The sequence below is a fragment of the Lelliottia jeotgali genome, assembly GCF_016771845.1.
Classification (GTDB): Bacteria; Pseudomonadota; Gammaproteobacteria; order Enterobacterales; family Enterobacteriaceae; genus Enterobacter; species Enterobacter jeotgali.
Window position 1 is genome coordinate 45,249 of record NZ_JAENMQ010000003.1, and the last position, 24,078, is coordinate 69,326.

27 protein-coding genes and 1 other annotated feature are annotated in these 24,078 nt (G+C 53.9%); of the genes, 11 read left to right on the forward strand and 16 right to left on the reverse strand.

Translation table 11 applies throughout. The features are described from left to right. Positions 1 to 34: 34 nt before the first annotated feature. The 8 genes from ppsR (at position 35) to JBO43_RS09020 (ending at position 8,234) form a co-directional block, all read left to right on the forward strand. On the forward strand, positions 35 to 868 hold the full coding sequence (ppsR, locus tag JBO43_RS08985) for a posphoenolpyruvate synthetase regulatory kinase/phosphorylase PpsR (RefSeq protein WP_095281737.1): 834 nt from the start codon (positions 35 to 37) through the stop codon (positions 866 to 868). A 151-nt stretch (positions 869 to 1,019) separates the two neighbouring features. Beyond that, positions 1,020 to 2,066, forward strand: a complete 1,047-nt coding sequence (gene aroH / locus JBO43_RS08990) for a 3-deoxy-7-phosphoheptulonate synthase AroH (RefSeq protein WP_103946477.1) — start codon at positions 1,020 to 1,022, stop codon at positions 2,064 to 2,066. 247 nt (positions 2,067 to 2,313) lie between these two features. After that, a complete protein-coding gene (gene hemP / locus JBO43_RS08995) occupies positions 2,314 to 2,502 on the forward strand; it encodes a hemin uptake protein HemP (protein WP_095281735.1) in 189 nt (62 codons plus the stop codon). Positions 2,503 to 2,581: 79 nt separating this feature from the next. Continuing rightward, positions 2,582 to 4,576, forward strand: a complete 1,995-nt coding sequence (locus JBO43_RS09000; protein WP_202674142.1) for a TonB-dependent receptor, heme/hemoglobin family — start codon at positions 2,582 to 2,584, stop codon at positions 4,574 to 4,576. A gap of 47 nt (positions 4,577 to 4,623) precedes the next feature. Then, on the forward strand, positions 4,624 to 5,652 hold the full coding sequence (chuS, locus tag JBO43_RS09005; RefSeq protein ID WP_202674143.1) for a hemin-degrading factor: 1,029 nt from the start codon (positions 4,624 to 4,626) through the stop codon (positions 5,650 to 5,652). Then, positions 5,649 to 6,470, forward strand: a complete 822-nt coding sequence (locus JBO43_RS09010) for a heme/hemin ABC transporter substrate-binding protein (protein ID WP_202674144.1) — start codon at positions 5,649 to 5,651, stop codon at positions 6,468 to 6,470. The genes chuS and JBO43_RS09010 overlap by 4 nt, the downstream gene beginning before the upstream one ends. After that, entirely contained in the window at positions 6,470 to 7,462 is a 993-nt protein-coding gene (locus tag JBO43_RS09015) for a FecCD family ABC transporter permease (protein ID WP_202674145.1), read from the forward strand. Before JBO43_RS09010 ends, JBO43_RS09015 begins: the two co-directional genes overlap by 1 nt. Continuing rightward, entirely contained in the window at positions 7,455 to 8,234 is a 780-nt protein-coding gene (locus JBO43_RS09020; protein WP_202674146.1) for a heme ABC transporter ATP-binding protein, read from the forward strand. Before JBO43_RS09015 ends, JBO43_RS09020 begins: the two co-directional genes overlap by 8 nt. Here JBO43_RS09020 and selO read toward each other — a convergent pair. The 14 genes from selO to thrS all read right to left on the reverse strand — a co-directional run bounded on the left by selO (position 8,231) and on the right by thrS (position 20,805). After that, positions 8,231 to 9,673, reverse strand: a complete 1,443-nt coding sequence (selO, locus tag JBO43_RS09025) for a protein adenylyltransferase SelO (protein ID WP_202674147.1) — start codon at positions 9,671 to 9,673, stop codon at positions 8,231 to 8,233. The two genes, JBO43_RS09020 and selO, sit on opposite strands and share 4 nt — an antisense overlap. 61 nt (positions 9,674 to 9,734) lie before the next feature. Further along, positions 9,735 to 10,448: an EAL domain-containing protein gene (locus tag JBO43_RS09030; RefSeq protein ID WP_202674148.1), complete on the reverse strand. Its 714-nt coding sequence runs from the start codon at positions 10,446 to 10,448 to the stop codon at positions 9,735 to 9,737. A gap of 285 nt (positions 10,449 to 10,733) precedes the next feature. Continuing rightward, positions 10,734 to 11,198: a C40 family peptidase gene (locus JBO43_RS09035; RefSeq protein WP_095281727.1), complete on the reverse strand. Its 465-nt coding sequence runs from the start codon at positions 11,196 to 11,198 to the stop codon at positions 10,734 to 10,736. A 74-nt stretch (positions 11,199 to 11,272) separates the two neighbouring features. Next, positions 11,273 to 12,028 carry a vitamin B12 ABC transporter ATP-binding protein BtuD gene (btuD, locus tag JBO43_RS09040; RefSeq protein ID WP_202674149.1) on the reverse strand — a complete coding sequence of 252 codons (756 nt, stop codon included), beginning with the start codon at positions 12,026 to 12,028 and terminating at the stop codon, positions 11,273 to 11,275. Then, positions 12,028 to 12,579, reverse strand: a complete 552-nt coding sequence (locus tag JBO43_RS09045) for a glutathione peroxidase (protein ID WP_095281725.1) — start codon at positions 12,577 to 12,579, stop codon at positions 12,028 to 12,030. The genes btuD and JBO43_RS09045 overlap by 1 nt, the downstream gene beginning before the upstream one ends. Positions 12,580 to 12,614: 35 nt before the next feature. Further along, entirely contained in the window at positions 12,615 to 13,595 is a 981-nt protein-coding gene (gene btuC, locus JBO43_RS09050) for a vitamin B12 ABC transporter permease BtuC (protein WP_202674286.1), read from the reverse strand. Positions 13,596 to 13,695: 100 nt separating this feature from the next. Continuing rightward, positions 13,696 to 13,995 carry an integration host factor subunit alpha gene (ihfA, locus tag JBO43_RS09055; RefSeq protein WP_003857805.1) on the reverse strand — a complete coding sequence of 100 codons (300 nt, stop codon included), beginning with the start codon at positions 13,993 to 13,995 and terminating at the stop codon, positions 13,696 to 13,698. 4 nt (positions 13,996 to 13,999) lie between these two features. Next, a complete protein-coding gene (gene pheT / locus JBO43_RS09060) occupies positions 14,000 to 16,387 on the reverse strand; it encodes a phenylalanine--tRNA ligase subunit beta (protein ID WP_202674150.1) in 2,388 nt (795 codons plus the stop codon). A gap of 15 nt (positions 16,388 to 16,402) precedes the next feature. After that, positions 16,403 to 17,386, reverse strand: a complete 984-nt coding sequence (pheS, locus tag JBO43_RS09065; RefSeq protein WP_095281722.1) for a phenylalanine--tRNA ligase subunit alpha — start codon at positions 17,384 to 17,386, stop codon at positions 16,403 to 16,405. Between the two features lie 40 nt (positions 17,387 to 17,426). Next, positions 17,427 to 17,550, reverse strand: a sequence feature (Phe leader region). After that, positions 17,501 to 17,545 carry a pheST operon leader peptide PheM gene (pheM, locus tag JBO43_RS09070; RefSeq protein ID WP_001386830.1) on the reverse strand — a complete coding sequence of 15 codons (45 nt, stop codon included), beginning with the start codon at positions 17,543 to 17,545 and terminating at the stop codon, positions 17,501 to 17,503. It overlaps the preceding feature by 45 nt. A gap of 74 nt (positions 17,551 to 17,624) precedes the next feature. Continuing rightward, on the reverse strand, positions 17,625 to 17,981 hold the full coding sequence (gene rplT, locus JBO43_RS09075) for a 50S ribosomal protein L20 (protein WP_012017122.1): 357 nt from the start codon (positions 17,979 to 17,981) through the stop codon (positions 17,625 to 17,627). 55 nt (positions 17,982 to 18,036) lie between these two features. Next, the gene (rpmI, locus tag JBO43_RS09080; RefSeq protein ID WP_001124225.1) at positions 18,037 to 18,234 is read right to left on the reverse strand and encodes a 50S ribosomal protein L35; all 198 of its coding nucleotides are present in this window, start codon (positions 18,232 to 18,234) and stop codon (positions 18,037 to 18,039) included. Between the two features lie 96 nt (positions 18,235 to 18,330). After that, positions 18,331 to 18,873, reverse strand: a complete 543-nt coding sequence (infC, locus tag JBO43_RS09085; protein WP_071818735.1) for a translation initiation factor IF-3 — start codon at positions 18,871 to 18,873, stop codon at positions 18,331 to 18,333. 3 nt (positions 18,874 to 18,876) lie between these two features. After that, positions 18,877 to 20,805: a threonine--tRNA ligase gene (gene thrS / locus JBO43_RS09090; RefSeq protein WP_095281720.1), complete on the reverse strand. Its 1,929-nt coding sequence runs from the start codon at positions 20,803 to 20,805 to the stop codon at positions 18,877 to 18,879. A gap of 312 nt (positions 20,806 to 21,117) precedes the next feature. On the opposite strand from thrS, the gene yncL reads away from it, so the two are divergent. Together yncL and yniD are read left to right on the forward strand one after the other, a co-directional pair. Then, complete coding sequence (gene yncL / locus JBO43_RS09095; RefSeq protein ID WP_095281719.1) at positions 21,118 to 21,210, forward strand: stress response membrane protein YncL; 93 nt, start codon at positions 21,118 to 21,120, stop codon at positions 21,208 to 21,210. A 66-nt stretch (positions 21,211 to 21,276) separates the two neighbouring features. Continuing rightward, positions 21,277 to 21,387: a small membrane protein YniD gene (gene yniD / locus JBO43_RS09100; protein ID WP_095281718.1), complete on the forward strand. Its 111-nt coding sequence runs from the start codon at positions 21,277 to 21,279 to the stop codon at positions 21,385 to 21,387. Positions 21,388 to 21,555: 168 nt separating this feature from the next. Here yniD and JBO43_RS09105 read toward each other — a convergent pair whose 3' ends face one another. Next, on the reverse strand, positions 21,556 to 21,789 hold the full coding sequence (locus JBO43_RS09105) for a YdgH/BhsA/McbA family protein (protein ID WP_095281717.1): 234 nt from the start codon (positions 21,787 to 21,789) through the stop codon (positions 21,556 to 21,558). A 265-nt stretch (positions 21,790 to 22,054) separates the two neighbouring features. After that, a complete protein-coding gene (locus tag JBO43_RS09110; protein WP_095281716.1) occupies positions 22,055 to 22,813 on the reverse strand; it encodes a DUF481 domain-containing protein in 759 nt (252 codons plus the stop codon). A 293-nt stretch (positions 22,814 to 23,106) separates the two neighbouring features. On the opposite strand from JBO43_RS09110, the gene pfkB reads away from it, so the two are divergent. Next, positions 23,107 to 24,039, forward strand: coding sequence for a 6-phosphofructokinase II (pfkB, locus tag JBO43_RS09115; RefSeq protein ID WP_202674151.1), 933 nt, complete (start codon positions 23,107 to 23,109; stop codon positions 24,037 to 24,039). Positions 24,040 to 24,078 lie beyond the last annotated feature (39 nt).

The following is a 24,078-nucleotide window of genomic DNA, read 5'->3' on the forward strand; positions in this document are numbered from 1 at the left end:
CAGGCAATTACGTACGCTATTCAGGGTGGATAAAATGGATAATGCTGTGGATCGCCATGTTTTTTATATTTCTGATGGTACGGCGATCACCGCCGAGGTGCTGGGGCATGCGGTGATGTCGCAATTCCCCGTTGCGATTAATAGCATCACGCTGCCGTTTGTTGAAAACGAGAGCCGGGCAAAGGCGGTGAAAGAGCAAATTGATGCAATTTTCCAGCAAACCGGTGTGCGTCCGTTAGTCTTCTATTCCATCGTTATCCCCGAAATTCGTACCATTATTTTGCAGAGTGAAGGTTTTTGTCAGGATATCGTGCAGGCCCTGGTGGCCCCGTTACAGGGCGAACTTAAGCTCGACCCGACGCCCATCGCCCATCGCACCCACGGTCTGAACCCCGGCAATCTGGTGAAGTACGACGCACGCATCGCCGCCATCGATTACACCCTCGCCCATGACGACGGTATTTCGATGCGCAATCTCGACCAGGCACAGGTGATTTTGCTCGGCGTGTCGCGTTGCGGTAAAACGCCGACCAGTCTCTATCTTGCTCTCCAGTTTGGTATCCGCGCGGCAAACTATCCGTTTATTGCTGATGATATGGATAACCTTGTGCTGCCTGCCGCTCTGAAACCACTGCAACATAAGCTGTTTGGGTTGACGATTAATCCAGAGCGTCTGGCCGCCATTCGCGAGGAGCGTCGCGAAAACAGCCGCTATGCCTCGATGCGCCAGTGCCGTATGGAAGTATCAGAAGTGGAAGCCCTGTATCGCAAGAATCAGATTCCGTGGCTGAATAGCACCAACTATTCGGTCGAAGAGATCGCCACAAAAATCCTCGACATCATGGGACTGAATCGCCGCATGTACTAATATGCTAGTACGATAGTTTATTTTCAGTTATCATTGCGTCCACTCTCGGGGCGGGTTTGCCCCGAACTTGAAATCAGCAGGGATTGGTTTAAGGTGATGCCCATCACTTCCCGGTAGTCTGCCGATGAAGCAAAAAATTCTGAGAACTTCCATGAACAAAACTGACGAACTTCGCACTGCGCGTATCGAAAGTCTGGTGACCCCCGCCGAACTGGCGCTGCGCCACCCGGTCTCTGCAAGCGTTGCGGAACACGTGACAGCGTCACGTCGACGCATTGAAAAAATCCTTAACGGTGAAGATCGCCGTTTACTGGTGATTATTGGCCCCTGCTCTATTCACGATCTCGATGCCGCAATGGATTACGCGCAGCGCCTGAAAGTGCTGCGTGATAAACATCAGGATCGCCTTGAAATCGTGATGCGCACCTATTTTGAAAAGCCGCGTACCGTGGTGGGCTGGAAAGGACTTATCTCCGATCCTGACCTCAACGGCAGCTACCGTGTGAACCACGGTATTGAGCTGGCGCGCAAACTGCTCCTGCAGGTTAACGAGCTGGGCGTGCCGACCGCCACCGAGTTTCTCGATATGGTGACCGGGCAGTTTATCGCCGATCTCATCAGTTGGGGGGCAATCGGTGCACGTACAACTGAAAGCCAGATCCACCGCGAGATGGCCTCTGCGCTCTCGTGTCCAGTTGGCTTTAAGAATGGTACCGACGGAAATACGCACATTGCGGTGGATGCAATTCGCGCCTCGCGCGCCAGCCATATGTTCCTCTCGCCGGATAAAAACGGCCAGATGACCATCTACCAGACCAGCGGCAACCCTTACGGGCATATCATTATGCGCGGCGGTAAAAAGCCGAACTACCACGCAGAAGATATTGCGTCGGCGTGCGATACGCTGCACGAGTTTGATCTGCCGGAACATCTGGTGGTCGATTTCAGCCACGGTAACTGCCAGAAACAGCACCGCCGTCAGCTGGACGTGTGCGATGAGATTTGCCAGCAGATCCGCAGTGGTTCAACGGCAGTCGCCGGAATCATGGCGGAGAGCTTCCTGAAAGAAGGCACGCAGAAAGTGGTCGCCGGACAGCCGATTACGTATGGTCAGTCAATTACCGATCCGTGTCTGAGCTGGGAAGATAGTGAGTTGCTGCTGGAAAAACTGGCGGCGGCGGTGGGGACCCGGTTCTAATCCCCTGCCCCTGTGTGTCGGGTGGCGCTACGCTTACCCGACCTACAAAACCCTGTTCCCTGAGCCTCCAGCCTACAAAATCCTGCCGCCTGCGTCGGGTGGCGCTTCGCTTACCCGACCTACAAAACCTTCTGAAAATTCACGGAAATTGATCTCGTCACAAATTTTTCACAAAAACGCTTGCCGTAAAATTTCACTTTGTTGATAATGATTATCATTGTTACATTGATTGTTATTTTTAAACACTATGTCACGCATCAATAACAGCACGGCAACGCTCGAACAAGACCGCACACAGCCAAAACCTGCTCCCACTGAACGTCGCATTGACAGCAAAACGCTGCTCGGCGATGAGGGCCGGGTCATTATTGAGCATGACGGCCAGCACTACCTGCTGCGCCAGACCCATGCCGGAAAACTGATTCTCACTAAATAAACAATACCGATAAAATTCGCCAGCCACCCAGGTGATCCCCAGGCAGCCAGCGCTTTCGATTTCCAAATGGAGAGTTGCTATGCCATACCTGCATTTCGCGTCTTTGCGCCCATCACTGCTGGCGCTGGCTGTTGTCAGTGCCCTGCCGGGCGCGGCGATAGGGGCCACTGCGGCCTCAGAAGACATCACCGTCACCGCCACGGGCAACGCCCGCAGCGCCTTTGAAGCGCCGATGATGGTGAGCGTGATCGACGCCACCGCCCCTGAAAAACAAACCGCCAGCTCCGCCGCCGATCTGCTGCGCAACGTGCCGGGCATTACGCTAGACGGTACCGGTCGCACTAACGGCCAGGACGTCAATCTGCGCGGGTATGACCGCCGTGGCGTACTGATTCTGGTGGATGGCGTGCGCCAGGGCACCGATACCGGCCACCTGAACAGTACCTTCCTCGACCCCGCGCTGATCAAACGTATCGAAGTGGTACGCGGCCCGTCAGCCCTGCTGTACGGCAGCGGCGCAATGGGCGGTGTGATTTCTTATGACACGGTGGATGCGAAAGATCTGCTGGATGCCGGTAAGAACAGCGGCTTCCGCGTGTTCGGCACTGGCGCGACCGGCGATCACAGCATTGGCATGGGCGCGAGCGCGTTTGGTCGCACCGATACGCTGGACGGCGTCGTGGCCTGGTCCAGCCGCGATCGCGGGGATTTGCGCCAGAGCGACGGCACCACCGCGCCTAACGACGAATCCATCAACAACATGCTGGCGAAAGGCAGCTGGAAAATCGACAGCGCTCAGACCCTGGGCGGTTCCCTGCGCTATTACAACAACGCCGCACAGGAACCGAAAAACCCGCAAACCATTGATGCGACCGACAGCAGCAACCCGATGACAGATCGTTCCACCATCCAGCGCGATGCACAACTCTCTTACAACATTGCGCCGGAAGGTAATGACTGGCTGAACGCCAGTACTAAGCTGTACTGGTCCGAAGCGCGTATTAACGCCCAGAACGTCGACCGCACCGCCGAGTTCCGCAAGCAGACCACCAAAGGCGGGAAAGTGGAGAACCGCACGCGCCTGTTCACCGACTCCTTTGCCTCTCATCTGCTGACCTACGGCGGTGAATATTATCGTCAGGAGCAAAATCCGGGCGGCTCCACCACCGGCTTCCCGGACGCCAAAATCGATTTCAGCTCCGGCTGGCTGCAGGACGAAATCACCCTGCGCGACCTGCCGGTCACCCTTTTGGGCGGCACGCGCTATGACAACTACCGTGGCAGCAGCGACGGATACGAAGATGTGGATGCGGACAAATGGTCCTCCCGCGCGGGCCTGACCGTGACGCCAGCCGACTGGCTGATGCTGTTCGGTTCCTATGCGCAGGCGTTCCGTGCGCCAACGATGGGCGAGATGTATAACGATTCCAAACACTTTTCCATCGGCAATTTCTACACTAACTACTGGGTGCCAAACCCGAATCTGCGTCCGGAAACCAACGAAACGCAGGAGTACGGCTTTGGTCTGCGCTTTGACGATTTGATGCTTGCCAACGACGAGCTGGAGTTCAAAGCCAGCTACTTCGACACCAAAGCGAAAGATTACATTTCCACCACCGTCGACTTTGCCGCCGCGACGACCATGTCCTATAACGTACCGAATGCCAAAATTTGGGGCTGGGACGTGATGGCGAAATACTCCGCTGACCTGTTCAGCCTGGATATGGCCTACAACCGCACGCGTGGCAAAGATACCGACACCGGCGAGTACATCTCCAGCATCAACCCGGACACCGTGACCAGCAAACTGAACGTCCCGGTGGCGCAAAGCGGCTTCTCCGTGGGCTGGATTGGCACCTTCGTCGATCGTTCGACCCACATCAGCAGCAGCTACAGCAAGCAGCCGGGCTACGCAGTGAATGATTTCTACGTCAGTTATCAGGGCCAGGAACAGCTGAAAGGCGTCACTACCACCCTGGTGCTTGGCAACGCCTTTGACAAAGAGTACTGGTCCCCGCAGGGCATCCCGCAGGATGGACGCAACGGCAAGATTTTCGTCAGTTATCAGTGGTAATCACCTTGCCCCGGCTCGCCGGGGCGCTTATCTGGAAGGAAGAGACAATGAATCACTACACACGCTGGAATGAGCTAAAAGAACAAAACCCTGGCAAATACGCGCGTGACATCGCCGCCATGATGAACATCAGCGAAGCCGGACTGACCTCCGCACGCGTGGGCCATGACGCCTGGCGTCTGCACGGGGAAATCCGTGAGATCCTCACCGCTCTGGAAGCGGTCGGCGAAACCAAGTGCATCTGTCGCAACGAATACGCGGTGCATGAGCAGGTCGGTGCCTTTACTAACCAACACCTGAACGGCCACGCCGGGCTGGTATTGAACCCCGGCGCGCTGGATTTGCGCCTGTTCCTGAACCAGTGGGCCAGCGTGTTCCACATCAGCGAAGCCACCGCGCGTGGTGAGCGTCAGAGCATTCAATTCTTTGACCATCAGGGTGATGCGCTGCTGAAAGTTTACACCACCGACAATACCGACGTCTCCGCGTGGGGTGATGTCCTGACACGCTTTATCTTTGCCGATAATCCGCCGCTGGAGCTGAAAGCCGCCGAAGCCGTGGTTCACTCCTCTGACGTTGACGGTAAAACCGTGGATAGCGAATGGCGTGCGATGACCGACGTGCATCAGTTCTTCAGCCTGCTGAAACGCCACAATTTGAGCCGTCAACAGGCGTTCCGCCTGGTGGGTGACGATCTGGCCTGCAAAGTGGACAACAGCGCCTTGGCGCAGCTGCTGGAAACCGCACGTCAGGATGGCAACGAGATCATGGTCTTCGTCGGCAACCGAGGCTGCGTGCAGATCTTCACCGGTGCGGTGAAAAAACTGGTGCCAATGAAAGGCTGGCTGAACATTTTCAACCCGACCTTTACCCTGCATTTGCTGGAAGAGACTATCGCTGAGACCTGGGTGACGCGTAAACCGACCGCCGACGGCCATGTGACCAGCCTTGAGCTGTTTGCCGCGGACGGCACACAGATCGCGCAGCTGTACGGCCAGCGCACCGAAGGCCAGCCGGAACAGACTCAGTGGCGCGCGCAGATCGACGCCCTGACGCCAAAAGGGCTGGCCGCATGAGAAAACTGCTTGCCCTGATTGTCGCGCTGCCGCTGACGGCCTTCGCAGCGACCCAGGAGAAGATCGTTTCTCTCGGCGGCGATGTGACGGAGATTGTCTATGCCCTGGGCGCGGAGTCTTCTCTCATCGCCCGCGACAGCACCAGCCTGTGGCCAAAGCAGGCGACTGCCCTGCCAGATGTCGGCTATTTGCGTCAGCTCAATGCCGAGGGCATTCTGGCGATGCGCCCGACGCTGGTGCTGGCGAGCGTACAGGCGCAGTCGTCGCTGGTACTCAAACAGGTCGAGCAGAGCAAAGTTAAAGTACTGAGCGTGCCGGGTAGCAACGATCTGAGCGTCATTGACGAGAAGATCCGCGTTATCGCCGAGGCGACTCATCGCGTTGAGCAAGGCGAAGCGTTGCGCAAAAGCGTGCGTGAGGCGCTGGCGGCACTGCCCTCAACTCCGCTTAATAAACGGGTACTGTTCATCCTCAACCACGGCGGAATGAGCGCTATGGCGGCCGGGCAGCAAACCGGAGCGGATGCGGCGATCAGCGCCGCCGGTTTGCAAAACGCGATGCAGGGTTTTTCCCGATATCAGGCGCTTTCGCAGGAAGGCGTGATTGCCAGCCAGCCCGATCTGGTGGTGATTTCGCAGGACGGCGTAAAAGCGATGGGCGGGGAAGAGAATCTGTGGAAGCTGCCAGGTCTGGCGCAAACGCCTGCGGGTAAGAATAAGCAGGTATTGCAGATTGACGATATGGCGCTGCTCGGTTTTAGCGTGCGCACGCCGCAGGCGATTCAGCAATTGCGCGACAAAGCGGAGCAACTGCCCTGATGCCCCGGCGGATCACGTTCTCTCTGTGGACGCTGGCTTTCACGCTGGTGCTAATGACGCTACTGGCGACCGGTGTTGGCGCGTTGCGCCTTCCGGTCAATCTGCTGTGGAATGACTCCGACGACGCGCTGCGCCAGATCTGGTTTACCATTCGCCTGCCGCGCGTGCTGCTGGCGCTGGTGATTGGTGGGTCGCTGGCGCTGGCGGGCTGTGTGATGCAGGGCCTGTTTCGTAATCCGCTTGCCGATCCTGGACTGCTGGGGATCAGTAGCGGTGCCGCCTGCGCCGTGGCGCTGTGGGTGGTATTGCCTATTACCCTGCCTGCCCTGCTGATGCTTTATGCCCCGATGCTGGCAGCGTTTATTGGCGCACTGGCGGCGACGCTGGTGATTTTCCTGCTCAGCCAACAGCGTGACAGCTCTCTGTCGCGACTACTGTTGGTCGGCATTGCCATTAACGCACTTTGCGGTGCGGCGGTGGGCGTGCTGTCGTGGGTGAGTAATGATGCCCAGCTGCGTCAGCTGTCGCTGTGGGGTATGGGCAGTCTGGGAGCGGCTCAGTGGTCGACGCTGCTGGCCGCGACCTCGCTAATGATTCCGACGGTGCTCATTATCTGGCGGCTGGCGAGCGCACTGAATCTGCTGCAACTCGGCGATGAAGAAGCGCACTACCTGGGCGTCGATGTTCGCATCGTGCAGCGTATTTTACTGCTTTGCAGCGCGCTGCTGGTCGCCTCGGCGGTTGCCGTGAGCGGCGTGATTGGCTTTATCGGTCTGGTGGTTCCGCACCTGATGCGCATGTGGCTGGGTTCGGACCACCGCGCGGTGATCCCTGGCTCGGTTCTGTCGGGTGCCTTTTTACTGCTGATTGCCGACACTATCGCCCGAACGGTGGTGTCCCCGGCGGAAATGCCGGTTGGCTTGCTGACCAGTCTGCTTGGTGCGCCGTGGTTCCTGTGGCTCATTTTCCGTCGCGGAGGACAGCATGTCTGAACACTTTAACGCACAAAGACTGACCTACGGCACAGCAGAAAAGACCGTGATCCACGATGTCTCGCTCTCGCTGGAACAGGGCGAACTTGTGGCGCTGATCGGGCCTAACGGCGCGGGGAAATCAACGTTACTGCGCCTGCTGACCGGTTTTCTCAAACCTGGCTCCGGGCACATTATGCTGGGTGGAAAAGCGCTGGACGCCTGGAGCACGCAGACACTGTCCCGTCATCGCGCGGTCATGCGCCAGCAAACTCAGCTGGGATTCGACTGGCCGATTGAAGCGGTGATCGGTATGGGACGCGCGCCCTGGACTCAGCAGCCGGAAGCGTCTGTCATCCATCAGGTGATGCAGCTGACCGGCTGTCTGCCGCTGGCGGGACGAAAATATGCGGCTCTGTCGGGCGGTGAACAACAGCGCGTTCAGCTTGCCCGCGCGCTGGCGCAGCTGTGGTGTGACGGCGCACCGCGCGGCTGGCTGTTTCTCGATGAACCGACGTCGGCACTGGATCTTTACCACCAGCAGCATTTGCTGCGGCTGATGAAATCCCTAACCGTGCAGGGAAATCTTCACGTTTGCGTTGTCCTTCACGATCTCAATCTGGCCGCCCTGTGGGCAGACCGAATTGTGTTATTGCACGAAGGACAAATTGTGTCACAGGGTTCGCCGGAAAGCGTGCTGCGGGCCGACGATTTGGCCCGCTGGTATGGCGCTCAGGTGCACGTTGGCCAGCATCCGGCGCATGCCACTCCGCAGGTGTTTCTCGCCCCTTAGCTTGAACAACTCACTTCCAGCCGCTTGCCCCAGTCTGGTGGGCGGCTGGCATAATCATCGCTGCGATCGGCAAACGGTGTGCTCAAGGCTTCATGCAGACGATGCAATTCTGCATAATCCCCCTGCTCTGCCTGTTCAATTGCGCGTTGCGCCAGCCAGTTGCGCAGAACCATCGCCGGGTTAACAGCTTTCATTTGCGCCTGACGAGCGTCATCCTGAACTGTTTCCCTCTGCAAACGCTCGCGGTAAGTGACGAACCAACTGTCAAATGCCGCTCTGTCGATAAACTCATCGCGCAGTGGCGAGGCGGCACTGTGCTGTTCCGTCTGACTCAGCATGCGGAAGGTGCGGGTGTAGTCGCTACCTTCGCGGGCCATCAGTGCAAACAGCGCATTCAGAATCTCGTTATCGCCTTTCTCTTGCGTCACCAGCCCGAGCTTGCGGCGCATCAGCTTGCCGTATTCCTGCAGCAGTACGTCCTGATAAAGATCCAGCGCATCGTTCAGGGCGTCAACGTCGATAAACGGCGAGAGCGATTGAGCAAGACGCTGTAAATTCCACAGCCCAACCGCTGGCTGGTTTTCAAAGCTGTAACGCCCCTGGTGATCCGAATGATTACAGATTAAGTCCGGCTGATAGTCATCGAGAAAACCGTACGGACCGTAGTCCATCGTCAGCCCCAAAATGGACATGTTGTCCGTGTTCATGACCCCGTGAGCGAACCCGACGGTTTGCCAGCAGGCCATCAGCGAGGCGGTGCGTGTCACAACATCACGGAACCACAGGACGTATTTATCCGCATCTTCGGCCCACTGCGGCCAGTGGTGGCGGATAACAAAATCGGCCAGCTGGCGCACTTTTTCCGGTTCGCGACGATAGTAGAAGTGCTCAAAGTGACCAAAACGCACGTGGCTTTGGGCGATACGCATCAGCATCGCGCCCGGCTCATAGGTTTCGCGGGCAATCTGGGTATCGCTGGTCACAATCGATAACGCGCGCGTCGTGGGGATACCCAGGGCGTGCATCGCTTCTGAGGCCAGACTTTCACGGATTGTTGAGCGCAGCACCGCGCGTCCGTCACCCATGCGGGAGTACGGCGTTAAACCGGCACCTTTCAGGTGCCAGTCGACGGTTTGCCCATTCGCGAGCTGTTGTTCCCCGAGCAGAATGCCACGCCCGTCACCGAGCTGTCCGGCCCAGACGCCAAACTGGTGGCCGCTGTAGACCTGCGCCAGTGGCTTCATGCCGGGAAGCAGCGTTTCGCCGCCCCAGACCCCAGCGCCAGAGGCTGGCTGGAAGAGTGACGAGGGAACGCCTAAATCGTTTGCCAGACTCGCGTTATGCCAAATCAAACGGGCATTGGTCAGCGGTGTCGGGTTGAGTGCGGTGTAAAAGCCCGGCAGTTCATCGTGCCAGTGAGCAGTAAAAGACAGGGTCATAGGTCCTCCTGTCCTTAGTGTAGAGGGTTTACCCATGCTTAAACACGGGCGAATACCAGGGTTATCGCTGAACCAGCGTAGTTACTTGCTCGGCGGTGACAGCGGCCCACAGGTTGCCCTGCATGGCGCTAAAGCTGAAGGGCAGCATCCGGCGCAAAATGTCTTCATCATCTACGCCTGCCACCATAACCGACAGGCAATATGGTGAGATTTGCGCGAGAATTGCGCGCATAAAAGGCTCGAAAGAAAACTCGACGACTCGCTGCTGGATAAAACCTTTATCGAACACAATCCGGGTAAACAAACCGTCAAAAACAGCTTTATTCGACGCCGCGCCGGCACCGTAGTCTGCCAGCACCATTGGGAAATGGATCGCCATTCTCGCCAGCATGAGATCATCCTTACCGTTATTTAAACCGGGATAATTCTCATTAACAGTGAACTCAATAAACGGGTAACGATCTAATATTGACGCGGCATTTGTGTCAGTTAAAAGAAACTCACCAATGACAGGCGTAATATTTATCCATGCAATAAGCTGGTGCTGAACAAAAAAAAGTTTGCAGGAATCGATCAGAGCGAGTTTTTCCTGAAACAGGATTAACTCTTCTTCTGCTGTGAGATGCGGCGCCACCAGCTCGGTGGGAATGCGCACGTCAGCCCCCACACCAACGAAGTTAGTTAAAACTTCTAACCCTTGTAGCTCTCCCGCTAAATTACGCGCTGGAAGTAATAACAGTTCAGACTGATAAGGATTATTCAGGGTGACAATCATAGCGCCGGCCCCGCGTTAAAGAGGATTTCTTGCATCCTGGCGCAATGGCTAAAACAATTCAACTTTATTGATTTTATTAGGATTAATTTCATTCGGTCCTTTTATTTTTTTAGATTTATCCCTCAATCTAAAAATAATCTTATCCTGGATATCTGATAATATCCAGTATCAGTGAAAACAGACAGTTACAGAATAAATAAATGTTACTTAATGTATCGCAAACCGCATAGCGTCAAAATAAGCGCGACTTAACCTAAATCGCGCTCAAGAAAGAAATGAAGATGACTAAATACGTCGGGCCTGCCAGAAGTTTTTGCGCCAGTAAACGTTATCTAAGGAAGACCTCATCACCCCGCGACTGGTCGAGGCATGGATAAACTGGTTGTCGGTATCATATATGCCAACATGCAGACCGCTTTCACCCGAACCGGTTTTAAAGAATACCAGGTCGCCAGGCAATAAATCATCTTTATCTATTTCTGTGCCAATCTTCGCCTGTGTGCGGGTGTCTCGCGGGAGCTGTAGATCGAATTTATCGCGCATCGTCATCAGCACAAAGCCCGAGCAATCAACGCCTCCGCGGCTCATGCCACCATAGCGATAGGGCGTCCCGCGCCAGTTTTGCAACTGTTCGTTGAGATTGGCGATCACCGTTATGGAATCCGATAACCGTGGATTAGGGGGTGGCGCACGATGGCTGCTGCATCCTGCAAGTAATAATATGCCCACGAGTAGAAACCAGAAGCGCATTTCCAGACGATTCCTCTGCTTTTTTTGTCCTTTGTGTAATTTAGCCTGTTGCCTTACTACCTTGCAAGAAAGGGTTATTCCTGAGCGGTAGAAATCAGCATTCGGTGGCCTTCAATATCCAGCTGCCGGAAAGGCATACCGTAAGCATTCGCAAGATTGGGCGGCGTAAGGACATTATCACGCGGGCCGCTGGCGAGCAGTTTGCCACGCGCCAGTAGCCATACGCGATGCGCGTGACGCAGCGTGTGGTTTAAGTCATGACTGCTCATCACCACCGCGATGCCCCTGCCGGAAAGCTGGCTTAAAAGCGTATCCAGCGCCGCCTGCTGGGCGATGTCCAGACTGCTCATCGGTTCATCCAATAACAGCAGGCAACCGTGGGGGTTTCCTGCTGGATGAATTTGCAGAATCACCGCCGCGAGCCGCACGCGCTGCCATTCACCGCCCGACAGCTGATTTGCATTGCGCTGGAGTTTATCTTCCAGCCCTAGTGCAGCCGTCACCTCATCAAGCAGCGCGGTTTGCGTTTTATCATGCTGATGCAGCGCCAGATAGTGCCAGACGGGCATGGCGAAAGGCGGCGTTTGCTGTTGCACCAGATAGCTGCGACGGTGTGCCAGCGATACAGGCGACCATTCATGAAGGGAATGCCCCTGTAAAACGATCTCGCCCTCGCCTGACGTCAGCCCAGCCATTCGGGCGAGCAACGTGCTTTTCCCGGCACCGTTCGGACCCACGAGGTGTACAATCTCCCCTGCGTGGACGTCAGCATTCACCGGTTCCAGCCTGCCCTTTTCCGCCACGCCTGCGAGCTGCATCAGCCGATTCATTACTTCGCCAGCGCCAGCTTAATGGACTCCATGACGATCGGATCTTCCGGCGTCATATCCGGGGAGAAGCGCTGAACGACTTGTCCGTCGCGACCAATCAGGAATTTTTCAAAGTTCCATAGAATGTCGTCCGGATACAAAGGCGCACGCCCTTTACTCGCCATACGCTCGTAGAAACCACTGCCTTCCGGCGCGACGGCGGTCGGTGCAGCGGCGGTCAGTTTTTCATATAACGGATGGCGGTTTTCACCGTTCACATCGATTTTACTGAACATCGGGAACGTTACACCGTAAGTGGTGCTGCAAAACGTTTTGATCTCCTCTTCGCTACCAGGCTCCTGCCCAAGGAACTGGTTGCACGGGAACCCGAGGACCACGAAGCCGTCCTTTTCCCAGGCTTTCTGGATGTTCTCCAGCTGTTCGTACTGCGGCGTCAGGCCACATTTTGAGGCTACGTTGACCACCAGCAGAACTTTGCCGTGATAGCCTTCCAGCGTCGTGTTCTTGCCATCAATGGTCGTCACTTCGGTATTCAGAATATCGTACTGCATAGCGTCCCCTTAGTTTGTCTTACGGATGGGCGGATCTAACGTCCGGCCTTTAATAGTAGCCAGATAAACACCGGCGCGCCCAGCGTGGCAGTCACAACACCGATCGGGAGTTCAGCGGCACTCATCGCCAGACGAGCGATAATATCGGCAATCAGCAGCGTTGCCGCACCTGTAATAGCGGCTGCGGGCAATAACGTACGATGGTTGGTGATTCCGCCAAGACGCAGCATATGCGGAATGACCAGGCCGATAAAGCCTATAGCCCCTGCCAGAGCAACGCTGACACCGACCATCCAGCCGATAGCCACCACCAGCACATTGCGCCACAGGCCGATCGGCAGGCCCAGCTGGCGGGCAGATATCTCCCCCAGCGCCAGCATGTTGAGTGGTTTGGACTGCAAAGAAGCCCACAGAATGACTGGAATCAGCAGCGCCATTAGCCAGCCCTGTCGCCAGTCGACGCCGCCAAAACCGCCCATCATCCAGTACATCAGCTGGCGTAAATCGAAGGATGTTGAGAAGTAGACCGCCCAGGTCATCAGCGCGCTACAGATAATCCCCAGCGCAACGCCTGCCAGTAGCAGGCGGCTGGTCGATAGGTGCCGCCGGGCGAAACGCAGTAAAATGACGGTGATCAGCAGTGCACCGGCGATGGCACTAAGGCTAATGCTCCAGCCAGACAGCGTTCCACCACCCAGCATCAACGCCGCGATCAAGCCGACGCCCGCGCCATTGGAGACGCCGAGCAGCCCCGGCTCTGCCAGCGGGTTCTCAAATAACGCCTGCATGATAGTGCCGCACAGGGCCAGCGATGCGCCGACCAGCAAAACCGCCACGGTGCGCGGCAAACGAATTTGCCAGACAAACAGTTTGCCCTGCTCGCTCATCCAGCTTTCGGGTCCGATCCACTGCTCGCCGGCGCAGAGGCTCACCGTAAAAACGGCGGCCAGCAATGCCAGAAGCACCAGCATCCAGCGCAGGTCGGAACGGTGTTGTTGACGAGCAAAATCAAGCATGGGGTCTGTTTTCATATGAGTGATGCTATTGATTTTACGGTGGGTGTGCCTTCGCGCAAAGAAAAAAGGCCGCGAATGCGGCCTTTTTGGTTAGTTCATATTACTCTGCTTTGGGCGTTGCGTTTTCGACACGGCTTTTTAACTTCTGACCGGGTCTGAAGGTCACCACGCGGCGGGCTGTAATGGGAATATCTTCCCCCGTCTTCGGGTTTCGGCCCGGACGTTGGTTTTTGTCTCGCAAATCAAAATTGCCAAAACCGGAGAGTTTTACCTGTTCACCGTTTTCCAGAGCACGACGGATCTCTTCGAAAAACAGCTCTACCAGCTCTTTGGCATCCCGTTTGCTAAGCCCAAGCTTATCAAACAGATATTCTGACATTTCAGCTTTTGTAAGCGCCATAGGTTCAATCCCTCAATGAGGCCTGGAATCGCTCTTTTAATGCCTCTACACATCTGGCAACGGTAGCGGCAATCTCCTCTTCTTCGAGTGTACGGCTGGTATCCTGAAGGATAAGGCTAATAGCGAGGCTCTTAGAACCTTCTGCTACGCCCTTGCCGCGGTACACGTCAAATAAGTTTACGCCAACTACCTGATTTACGCCAACTTTCTTACATTCGGCCAAAATATCTGCTGCGGGAACGTTTTCAGCTACCACAACGGCGATATCGCGACGGTTCGCCGGGAAGCGAGAAACGTCCTGAGCCTGAGGAACCACGCGGTCTGCGACCTTGTTCCACTCCAGTTCAAACACCATTGTGCGGCCGTTCAGATCCAGCTTGCGTTCCAGCTCAGGATGAACAACACCAACGAAACCAACGCGTTCACCGTGTAAATAAATGGCTGCACTTTGGCCCGGATGCAGGGCTGGAATCGCTTCTGCGCGGAATTCAATTTCAGAAAGTTTACCGGTCAGTTCGAGAACTGACTCCAGATCGCCTTTCACATCATAGTAATCCACGCTGTTTTTGGTCAGATCCCAGTGTTCTTCATAGCGGTTGCCACAGATGGCACCTGCCAGCATCAGATCCTGACGGATACCCAGATTTGCCTGGGTATCAGGCACAAAGCGCAGACCGGTTTCGAAAATACGTACGCGGCTCTGCTGGCGGTTCTGGTTGTATACGATGGTGCCGAGCAGACCGGTCCACAGAGAAAGTCGCATCGCGGACATTTCGCTGGAAATTGGGCTTGGCAGAATCAACGCTTCCTGACCAGGGTGGATCAACTGCTGCAATTTCGGATCCACGAAACTGTAGGTGATCACTTCCTGATAGCCTTTGTCGTTGAGCATGGTTTTCACACGCTTCAGAGACAGGTTGGCTTCGCGGTGGGAGCCCATCACCAAACCGGCCTGAACAGGCTCATTAGGAATGTTGTCGTAGCCGTAAACACGGGCCACTTCTTCCACCAGATCTTCTTCGATTTCCATATCGAAACGCCAGCTTGGCGCAACGGCCTGCCACTGGTCCTGACCCTCGGTGACTTCACAGCCCAGACGACGCAGGATATCGCTCACCTGTGCATCGGCAATGTGATGACCGATCAGACGGTCCAGCTTACTGCGACGCAAAGTAATGGTCGCGCGCTTAGGAAGAGACGCTTCATGGGTGACATCAATCACCGGGCCTGCTTCACCGCCGCAGATATCAATCAGCAGACGAGTTGCGCGTTCCATGGCTTTGTACTGCAATGCAGGATCCACGCCGCGCTCGTAGCGATGAGAGGCATCGGTGTGCAGACCGTGACGGCGCGCGCGACCGGTAATAGACAGCGGGCTGAAGAACGCACATTCCAGCAGGACATTTTGTGTATCGTCGTTAACACCGGAGTGCTCACCACCGAATATGCCGCCCATTGCCAGCGCTTTAGAGTGGTCAGCAATAACCAGCGTATCGGCGTTAAGTTTAGCTTCGCTGCCGTCGAGCAGAACCAGGGTTTCACCCTCTTTCGCCATACGCACCACGATCCCGCCTTCGATACGATCTTTATCGAATGCGTGCATCGGCTGACCCAGTTCGAGCAGCACGTAGTTGGTCACGTCGACAACCGCATCGATAGAACGAATCCCGCAACGACGCAGTTTTTCTTTCAACCACAGCGGGGTTGGCGCTTTAACGTTGATGCCTTTCACCACACGACCAAGGTAGCGTGGGCAGGCATCAGCGGCTTCAACCTGAATCGGCAGCGTGTCGCTGATAGTTGCCGCAACCGGTACGATCTCCGGTGCGTTAAGTTCGACCTGGTTCAGCACCGCTACGTCGCGCGCTACACCGATGATACCTAAACAATCGGCACGGTTTGGTGTGACGCTGATTTCGATGGTGTTGTCATCGAGCTTCAGGTATTCGCGGATGTCAGTCCCGATTGGCGCATCAGCAGGCAGTTCGATGATGCCGTTATGGTCATCGGAAATACCCAGCTCAGAGAACGAGCACAGCATACCTTCTGACGGCTCGCCGCGCAGTTTCGCCGCTTTAATTTTGAAATCGCCCGGCAATACCGCGCCGACCGTGGCAACGGCCACTTTCAGACCCTGGCGGCAGTTAGGCGCACCACAGACGATATCCAGCAGGCGTTCGCCGCCAACGTTCACTTTTGTGACACGCAGTTTGTCTGCGTTCGGGTGCTGGCCGCACTCGACGACTTCACCAACAACCACACCATTAAACGCACCGGAAACAGGCTCAACGCCATCCACTTCCAGGCCTGCCATAGTAATTTGGTTAGAGAGCGCTTCGCTATCGAGAGCGGTATTCACCCATTCGCGTAACCACAGTTCACTGAATTTCATTGTTCTGTCCTGCCCTTATTTAAACTGTTTGAGGAAACGCAGATCGTTTTCGAAGAATGCGCGCAAATCGGTCACGCCATAACGCAGCATAGTCAGACGCTCCATACCCATACCAAAGGCAAAGCCGGAATAGACTTCTGGATCGATACCGACGTTACGCAGAACGTTTGGATGCACCATGCCGCAGCCAAGCACTTCGAGCCATTTACCGTTTTTGCCCATGACGTCCACTTCCGCAGACGGTTCGGTGAACGGGAAGTAGGACGGACGGAAACGAACCTGCAGATCTTCTTCAAAGAAGTTGTTCAGGAAGTCGTGCAGCGTACCTTTCAGGTTGGTGAAGTTGATGTTTTTATCAACGATCAGGCCTTCCATCTGATGGAACATCGGGGTATGCGTCTGGTCGTAGTCGTTACGATACACACGGCCCGGCGCGATAATGCGGATCGGCGGCTCTTGTTCTTTCATGGTGCGGATCTGCACGCCAGAGGTCTGGGTACGCAGCAGACGCGTCGCGTCAAACCAGAAAGTGTCGTGGTCAGCGCGTGCCGGATGATGGCCAGGAATGTTCAGGGCATCGAAGTTATGATAGTCATCTTCGATTTCCGGGCCAGTCGCCACGGTAAAGCCGAGCTCACCGAAGAAACTTTCAATGCGGTCGATGGTGCGCGTGACCGGATGCAGACCGCCGTTTTCAATACGACGACCAGGCAGAGAAACGTCGATGGTCTCTTCGGCCAGGCGGGCATTCAGCGCGGCGCTTTCTAAATCGTATTTACGCGCATTCAGTGCCTGTTGAACCTGCTCTTTGGCTTCGTTAATCACCGCACCCGCTGCCGGGCGTTCTTCTGGCGGCAATTCACGCAGGGTGGTCATTTGCAGGGTCAAATGCCCTTTCTTGCCCAGATATTCGACGCGGACATTGTCTAAAGCGGCAACATCTGACGCCTGGTTAATGGCTGCCGTGGCACTGGCAACCAGCTCTGCGAGATGTGACATGGTTTTCCTCGTTATGTGGCGATATTCATAAGCGGTAGAAACAAAAAAAGCCTCCATCAGGAGGCTTTCTGGCGCTGTTTTTCGTTTCATCTTTCACGCGCAAGCCCCCTGAATTCAGGTGCTAAAGTAAAAGAAGAAGCGGAAAATAGCAGCATTCATGCTTGCGTTACCTTGTGTTTTAATCGTCCCGGATAGGGTGGAAATGAAAGAGGGAGCAAAGCCCCCTCTCTCAACTGGCTTACGCCAGTGCTGCTTTCGCTTTTTCGACCAGAGCGGTGAACGCTAATTTGTCGAATACTGCGATGTCAGCCAGGATCTTACGGTCGATTTCAACAGAGGCTTTTTTCAGGCCGTTGATGAATTTGCTGTAAGAAATACCGTTCTGACGTGCTGCTGCGTTGATACGCGCAATCCACAGTTGACGGAACTGACGCTTACGTTGACGACGGTCACGGTAAGCATACTGACCAGCTTTGATAACAGCCTGGAAGGCAACGCGGTATACGCGAGAACGCGCACCGTAGTAGCCTTTAGCTTGTTTCAAAATTTTCTTGTGACGTGCACGGGCAACTACACCACGTTTTACGCGAGCCATATGTGCTCTCCTGTATCTATTCTAAGTTAAAAAAGGTTAAAAAACGTTAAACGACTTATGCGTACGGCAGGCACGCGATTACCAGGCCCAGATCGCCTTTGGAAACCATGGCTTTAGGACGCAGGTGACGTTTACGCTTGGTAGCTTTCTTAGTCAGAATGTGACGCAGGTTAGCGTGCTTGTGCTTAAAACCACCTTTACCGGTTTTTTTGAAGCGCTTAGCAGCACCGCGTACGGTCTTAATTTTTGGCATTTTAATAACTTCCACTTCGCATTGTTAATAAACGAAACATAGGCGAACAAAACCTGCGAAGCCCGTAGGCTCCACAGGAATTGCTACTTGAAGGCCTTACTGTTTCTTCTTAGGAGCGAGCACCATGATCATCTGGCGGCCTTCGATCTTCGATGGGAAGGATTCGACCACTGCCAGTTCACTCAGATCGTCACGGACGCGATTAAGCACTTCCATACCGATCTGCTGGTGAGCCATCTCACGACCGCGGAAACGCAGCGTGATCTTAGCTTTATCACCCTCTTCCAGAAAGCGTACCAGGCTGCGGAGTTTTACCTGGTAATCGCCATCGTCGGTGCCAGGTCGGAATTTAATTTCCTTAACCTGAATAACTTTTTGCTTTTTCTTCTGTTCCTTAGAAGACTTGCTCTTTTCATAGAGGAATTTGCCGTAATCCATGATACGACAAACTGGCGGCTCGGCGTTAGGGCTGATTTCGACCAAGTCTACTCCGGATTCTTCAGCTTTTTCCAGAGCTTCTCTCAGACTCACAATACCAAGCTGCTCGCCTTCCAGACCTGTTAAGCGAACTTCTTGCGCGCGAATTTCGCTGTTAATACGATTCGGGCGCGCCGTTTGAACTCGTTTTCCGCCTTTAATACCTTATTCCTCCAGTTGTTGAAGACTGCGGCTGCGAATCTCTTGTCGCAGCTTCTCAATCACTTCACTTACGTCCAGGCTCCCCAGGTCTTTACCACGGCGGGTGCGAACGGCAACTTTGCCTGCTTCCACCTCTTTATCACCACAGACCAACATATACGGGACCCGACGTAAAGTGTGCTCGCGGATTTTAAAGCCAATCTTCTCATTTCTCAAGTCCGCTTTTACGCGAATGCCCGCATTTTGTAGTTTCTGCGTCAATTCTTTAACGTAATCGGCCTGAGAATCGGTGATATTCATGACCACGACCTGCACCGGCGCAAGCCAGGTTGGGAAGAAGCCAGCGAATTCTTCGGTCAGAATGCCGATAAAGCGTTCGATAGACCCAAGAATTGCGCGGTGAATCATAACCGGCACCTGACGCTCGTTGTCTTCGCCCACATAAGAGGCGCTTAAACGCTGCGGCAGAGAGAAGTCCAGCTGGACTGTTCCGCACTGCCAAGCACGATCGAGGCAGTCATACAGTGTAAATTCGATTTTCGGACCGTAGAATGCGCCTTCACCCACCTGATACTCAAACGGGATATTGTTTTCTTCCAGCGCAACAGCCAGATCCGCCTCAGCACGATCCCAGGTCTCGTCGCTACCGATACGCTTTTCTGGACGAGTTGAGAGTTTGACGACGATTTTCTCGAAGCCAAAGGTGCTATACATATCGTAGACCATACGAATACAGGCGTTGACTTCATCACGCACCTGATTTTCAGTACAGAAAATATGCGCATCATCCTGAGTAAAGCCACGAACACGCATCAGACCATGCAGCGCGCCTGATGGCTCGTTACGATGGCAGCTACCAAACTCCGCCATACGCAGCGGCAGGTCACGGTAAGATTTCAGACCCTGGTTAAAGATCTGAACGTGGCCAGGGCAGTTCATTGGCTTGATGCAGTATTCACGGTTCTCAGAAGAGGTGGTGAACATCGCATCTTTGTAGTTGTCCCAGTGGCCGGTTTTTTCCCACAGCACACGGTCCATCATGAACGGGCCTTTCACTTCCTGATACTGGTACTCTTTCAGCTTGGAGCGCACGAAAGTTTCCAGTTCACGGAAGATAGTCCAGCCGTCGTTATGCCAGAACACCATACCTGGCGCCTCTTCCTGCATATGATACAGGTCGAGCTGTTTACCGATTTTACGGTGGTCGCGTTTCGCGGCCTCTTCCAGACGCTGCAGGTAGGCGCTCAGGGCTTTTTTATCTGCCCATGCGGTACCATAAATACGCTGCAACATCTTGTTGTTGCTGTCGCCACGCCAGTAGGCGCCTGCGGTTTTCATCAGTTTGAAGTGATGACAGAAACGCATATTCGGCACGTGCGGTCCACGGCACATGTCGACATATTCTTCGTGATGATACAAGCCAGGCTTGTCATCATGCGCGATATTCTCATCAAGGATCGAAACTTTATAGTTCTCGCCACGCTTCACAAAGGTCTCACGCGCTTCGTGCCAGCTGACTTTTTTCTTGATGACATCGTAGTTCGACTCAGCGAGTTCGTGCATACGTTTTTCGAGCGCGTCGATATCTTCCTGGGTCAGGGTATGGTCAAGATCAACGTCATAGTAGAAGCCGTTGTCGATAACCGGGCCGATCGCCATTTTGGTGTTTGGCCACAGCTGTTTGATGGCATGGCCTAACAGGTGCGCACAAGAGTGACGAATGATCTCAAGACCTTCATCGTTCTTCGCGGTGATGATGGACAGCTGTGCGTCGTTTTCAATCAGATCGGAAGCATCAACCAGTTCACCATTTACACGGCCAGCGATGGTGGCTTTTGCAAGGCCAGGACCAATGTCCAGGGCAACATCCATCGGGCTAACGGCGCGGTCGTAATGGCGTTGGCTGCCATCAGGAAGAGTAATTACAGGCATTTTATATCCTTATTTGCAGTGATGCCCCACACATAAGAGCATATACAAAGAAAATAATCGTATTTTAACAATAGATTGCAACACCATCTGACCAACAATCGTCAAATTGGCTCGCAGTCTGCTACAGGATCGAATCAGACAAAGCCTGATTTACGATCTGCCTTGCGATGGTAACACTAAAAAAAGGGTGAATGCACCCTCTGCGACCAGTTTGATGCCTCTCATACTTTTGTATGAGTTTCGCGGTTCAACGCTCGCATTCCCATTTTGCTGAGCTAATCTTGAAAAGGTCCTAACAACCGGGGGCATGATATGAACGTTTCCAGCAGAACAGTGGTGATATTGAATCTTGTTTCAGCAGCAGCACTGGTGATGATCCTTGCGGATAAATTTCACTGGTTCTGAACCCGAGGTGACGCCGTCTGATCGTTTTTGATAGACTCAGATTATCAACTGACGAAGGAACGGTTTATGCCATCAAAACGCTTTGCTCAAAAACACTGGAAAATGGTGGTGGTGTTAATCGCTATCTGTGGTGCCATGTTGTTATTACGCTGGGCGGCGATGATTTGGGGTGAGTAGATTTTGCTGAAGATGAAATGTATTAGCGGATCAATCATTCGGATGAACGCTTTACTGTCCGTTCGTACGACATAACTATATCAATTCTGAAATAAGTTTACGCTACCTATAATGCGAAAAACCGGTACATCATTATCCGGTTTTTTCACTGGGGTGGCTATTGGCTAATTAAGACCACTCACCCGCAACCAGTTTGTGCACATCGAAAGCGTCATTCATTGACTGGCCTGTAGACTGAGAGCCTGGTGCGATGTTAGAGCCGGCTTCTACATCAGAGGCACGAGTAATGCCGATCTGGCTGGTGGTGTCACTGGCAGGTTGCGTTACTGAATCAGCAGCAAATACACCAAATGAAAGTGCGGAAAGCACCATTGCTGCTGCAGCGGTTTTGATTTTATTCATAATGATTCTTCTCTATCTGAATTAATGCAGAACACCTTGAGGCAATTAATCGCCTGTATTGTTAGTGTAGATCTGGATCACACTTTTGCATAGTCAATTTATTTATCAAATCGTGTCAAATAAACTGATTATTAATCTCGAAAGGTAATTATGAAGAAATTATGGAGAATACAGCTGGGGTATTAATTTAAAACGCTGTTCAATATTTAATAGCACAGTTTGTTAAAATAAAAATGCGGGCCGATAATATATCGGCCCGCTGATATTACATTTTATAACCTAAAGAGATCGTCGTTCTGCGATCGGTGTGCTCTGGCGCAGAAGCCGGTGGCTCCGAGTTCCAGGTCACGTTGTAGGCGACTTTCAGACCAAAGTGTTCATTGATCGCCACGTTCAATGCAGTTTCAGAGTTCAGTGTCGTGTCGTCTGCACCAAACACGGAAACGCCCTGAGTAAATTTAGCATTATCGGTAAATTGCCAGGCGTAGGTACCGGACGCATAACCCAGCGGCTGCGTTTTGGTATCACCATCGGTGTACTCGTCATAACGTACACCAGGACCGAATTCGAAACGGAAACTGTGGACGGGACCGTTCAGGAACTGGCGACCATAACCTGCTGTGAAGACGTCACGCTGGCGATAGCCGTTGTAGCGGTCAGTTAGCCAGCTTGCCTGGCCGAAAAGATAGTCATAATCCGTCATGTTGTAACGGCTACGGCCACCCACTGCATACTTCTCAGAGGAGCGCTCGTCGTTAGAGGAGGTGTTGCTAGCGTTACCCCACAGGGACCAGGCGGTGGTATTGCCGTACCAGGTCATGGTGGTGTCTGCGGTCAGGGAAGAGCTTTTGGTGTTACCTGATTGCGCCAGATAGCCAGCGTTAAGGTTACCTTCAAACGGTTTCTGCGCAGTGGATGGGTCATCCATGACAGTAAAAACGGTATCGTCAGCGGCTGCGTACATCGAGGCAAACACGCCACCCGCCAGCATCATTGCGGCAGGTACTGTCTTCAAGAGCTTCATTTATAAAGGAGTCCGTACAACAAAAAAAGAGACCATCACGGTCTCGGAAACTTTCTTGAGGATCAATGACAAGGCATCCTTAGAAAGGTAACAAATTATAAAAAGGCTCATTTAACATAGCAATGATTTCTTATTTCAATTTTTGAATAAGAACGATCTTAAATCGCTGTTTAATTCATAATAAAAAGGCACTAACGGCCTAAACATTTATATTTAAAATCATACTGTTATTTACTTTCTCTTCCGGTTATTTGTGCCATGCTTAGCTGAGTCCATATAAAAAGGAGGTCATAATGGTACCGATTTATACGCTGACGCTCTCCCCTTCTCTCGACAGCGCGACCCTCACCCCACAAATTTATCCTGAAGGTAAACTCCGCTGTAGCGCCCCTGTCTTTGAGCCCGGCGGCGGCGGGATTAACGTCGCACGAGCCATCACTCATCTCGGTGGGACAGCCACGGCTATTTTCCCGGCGGGCGGTGCGACCGGTGAACATCTGGTGGCGTTGCTGGCCAATGAACACGTGGCCGTCGATACGGTGGAAGCCAAAGACTGGACACGACAGAACCTGCATGTCCATGTCGAATCGAGCGGCGAACAGTACCGTTTCGTCATGCCAGGCGCCATGCTGGAAGACAATGAGTTTCGCCAGCTGGAAGAGAAAGTACTCGCAATCGAAAGCGGTGCCATTCTGGTCATCAGCGGCAGCCTTCCGCCGGGCGTTAAATGCGAAAAACTCACCCATTTGATAGATGCAGCTAAGAAGAAAGGCCTGCGCTGTATCGTCGACAGTTCCGGCGAAGCGCTGACCGCCGCGCTGGAATCCGGCAATCTGGAACTGATCAAACCGAACCAAAAAGAGCTGAGTGCGCTGGTCAATCGTCCGTTAACCCAGCCCGATGACGTTCGTTCCGCCGCCCAGGAGCTGGTGCGTAACGGCAAAGCGCGTCGCGTCGTGGTGTCACTGGGGCCACAGGGTGCGCTCGGGGTCGATGAAACCGGTTCGGTGCAGGTCGTCCCGCCGCCAATGAAAAGCCAAAGCACCGTGGGTGCCGGTGACAGCATGGTCGGCGCAATGACCTTAAAACTGGCACAAGGCGCGTCGCTGCTGGAAATGACACGCTATGGCGTTGCAGCGGGTAGCGCAGCTACTATCAATCATGGTACGCGGTTGTGTTCACTCGAAGATACGCAAAAAATTGTGGATTATCTCACCCGCAGCTAACGCAGCAGGCTTCCCCTCAATGCGAGGGGAAGTGCTCAT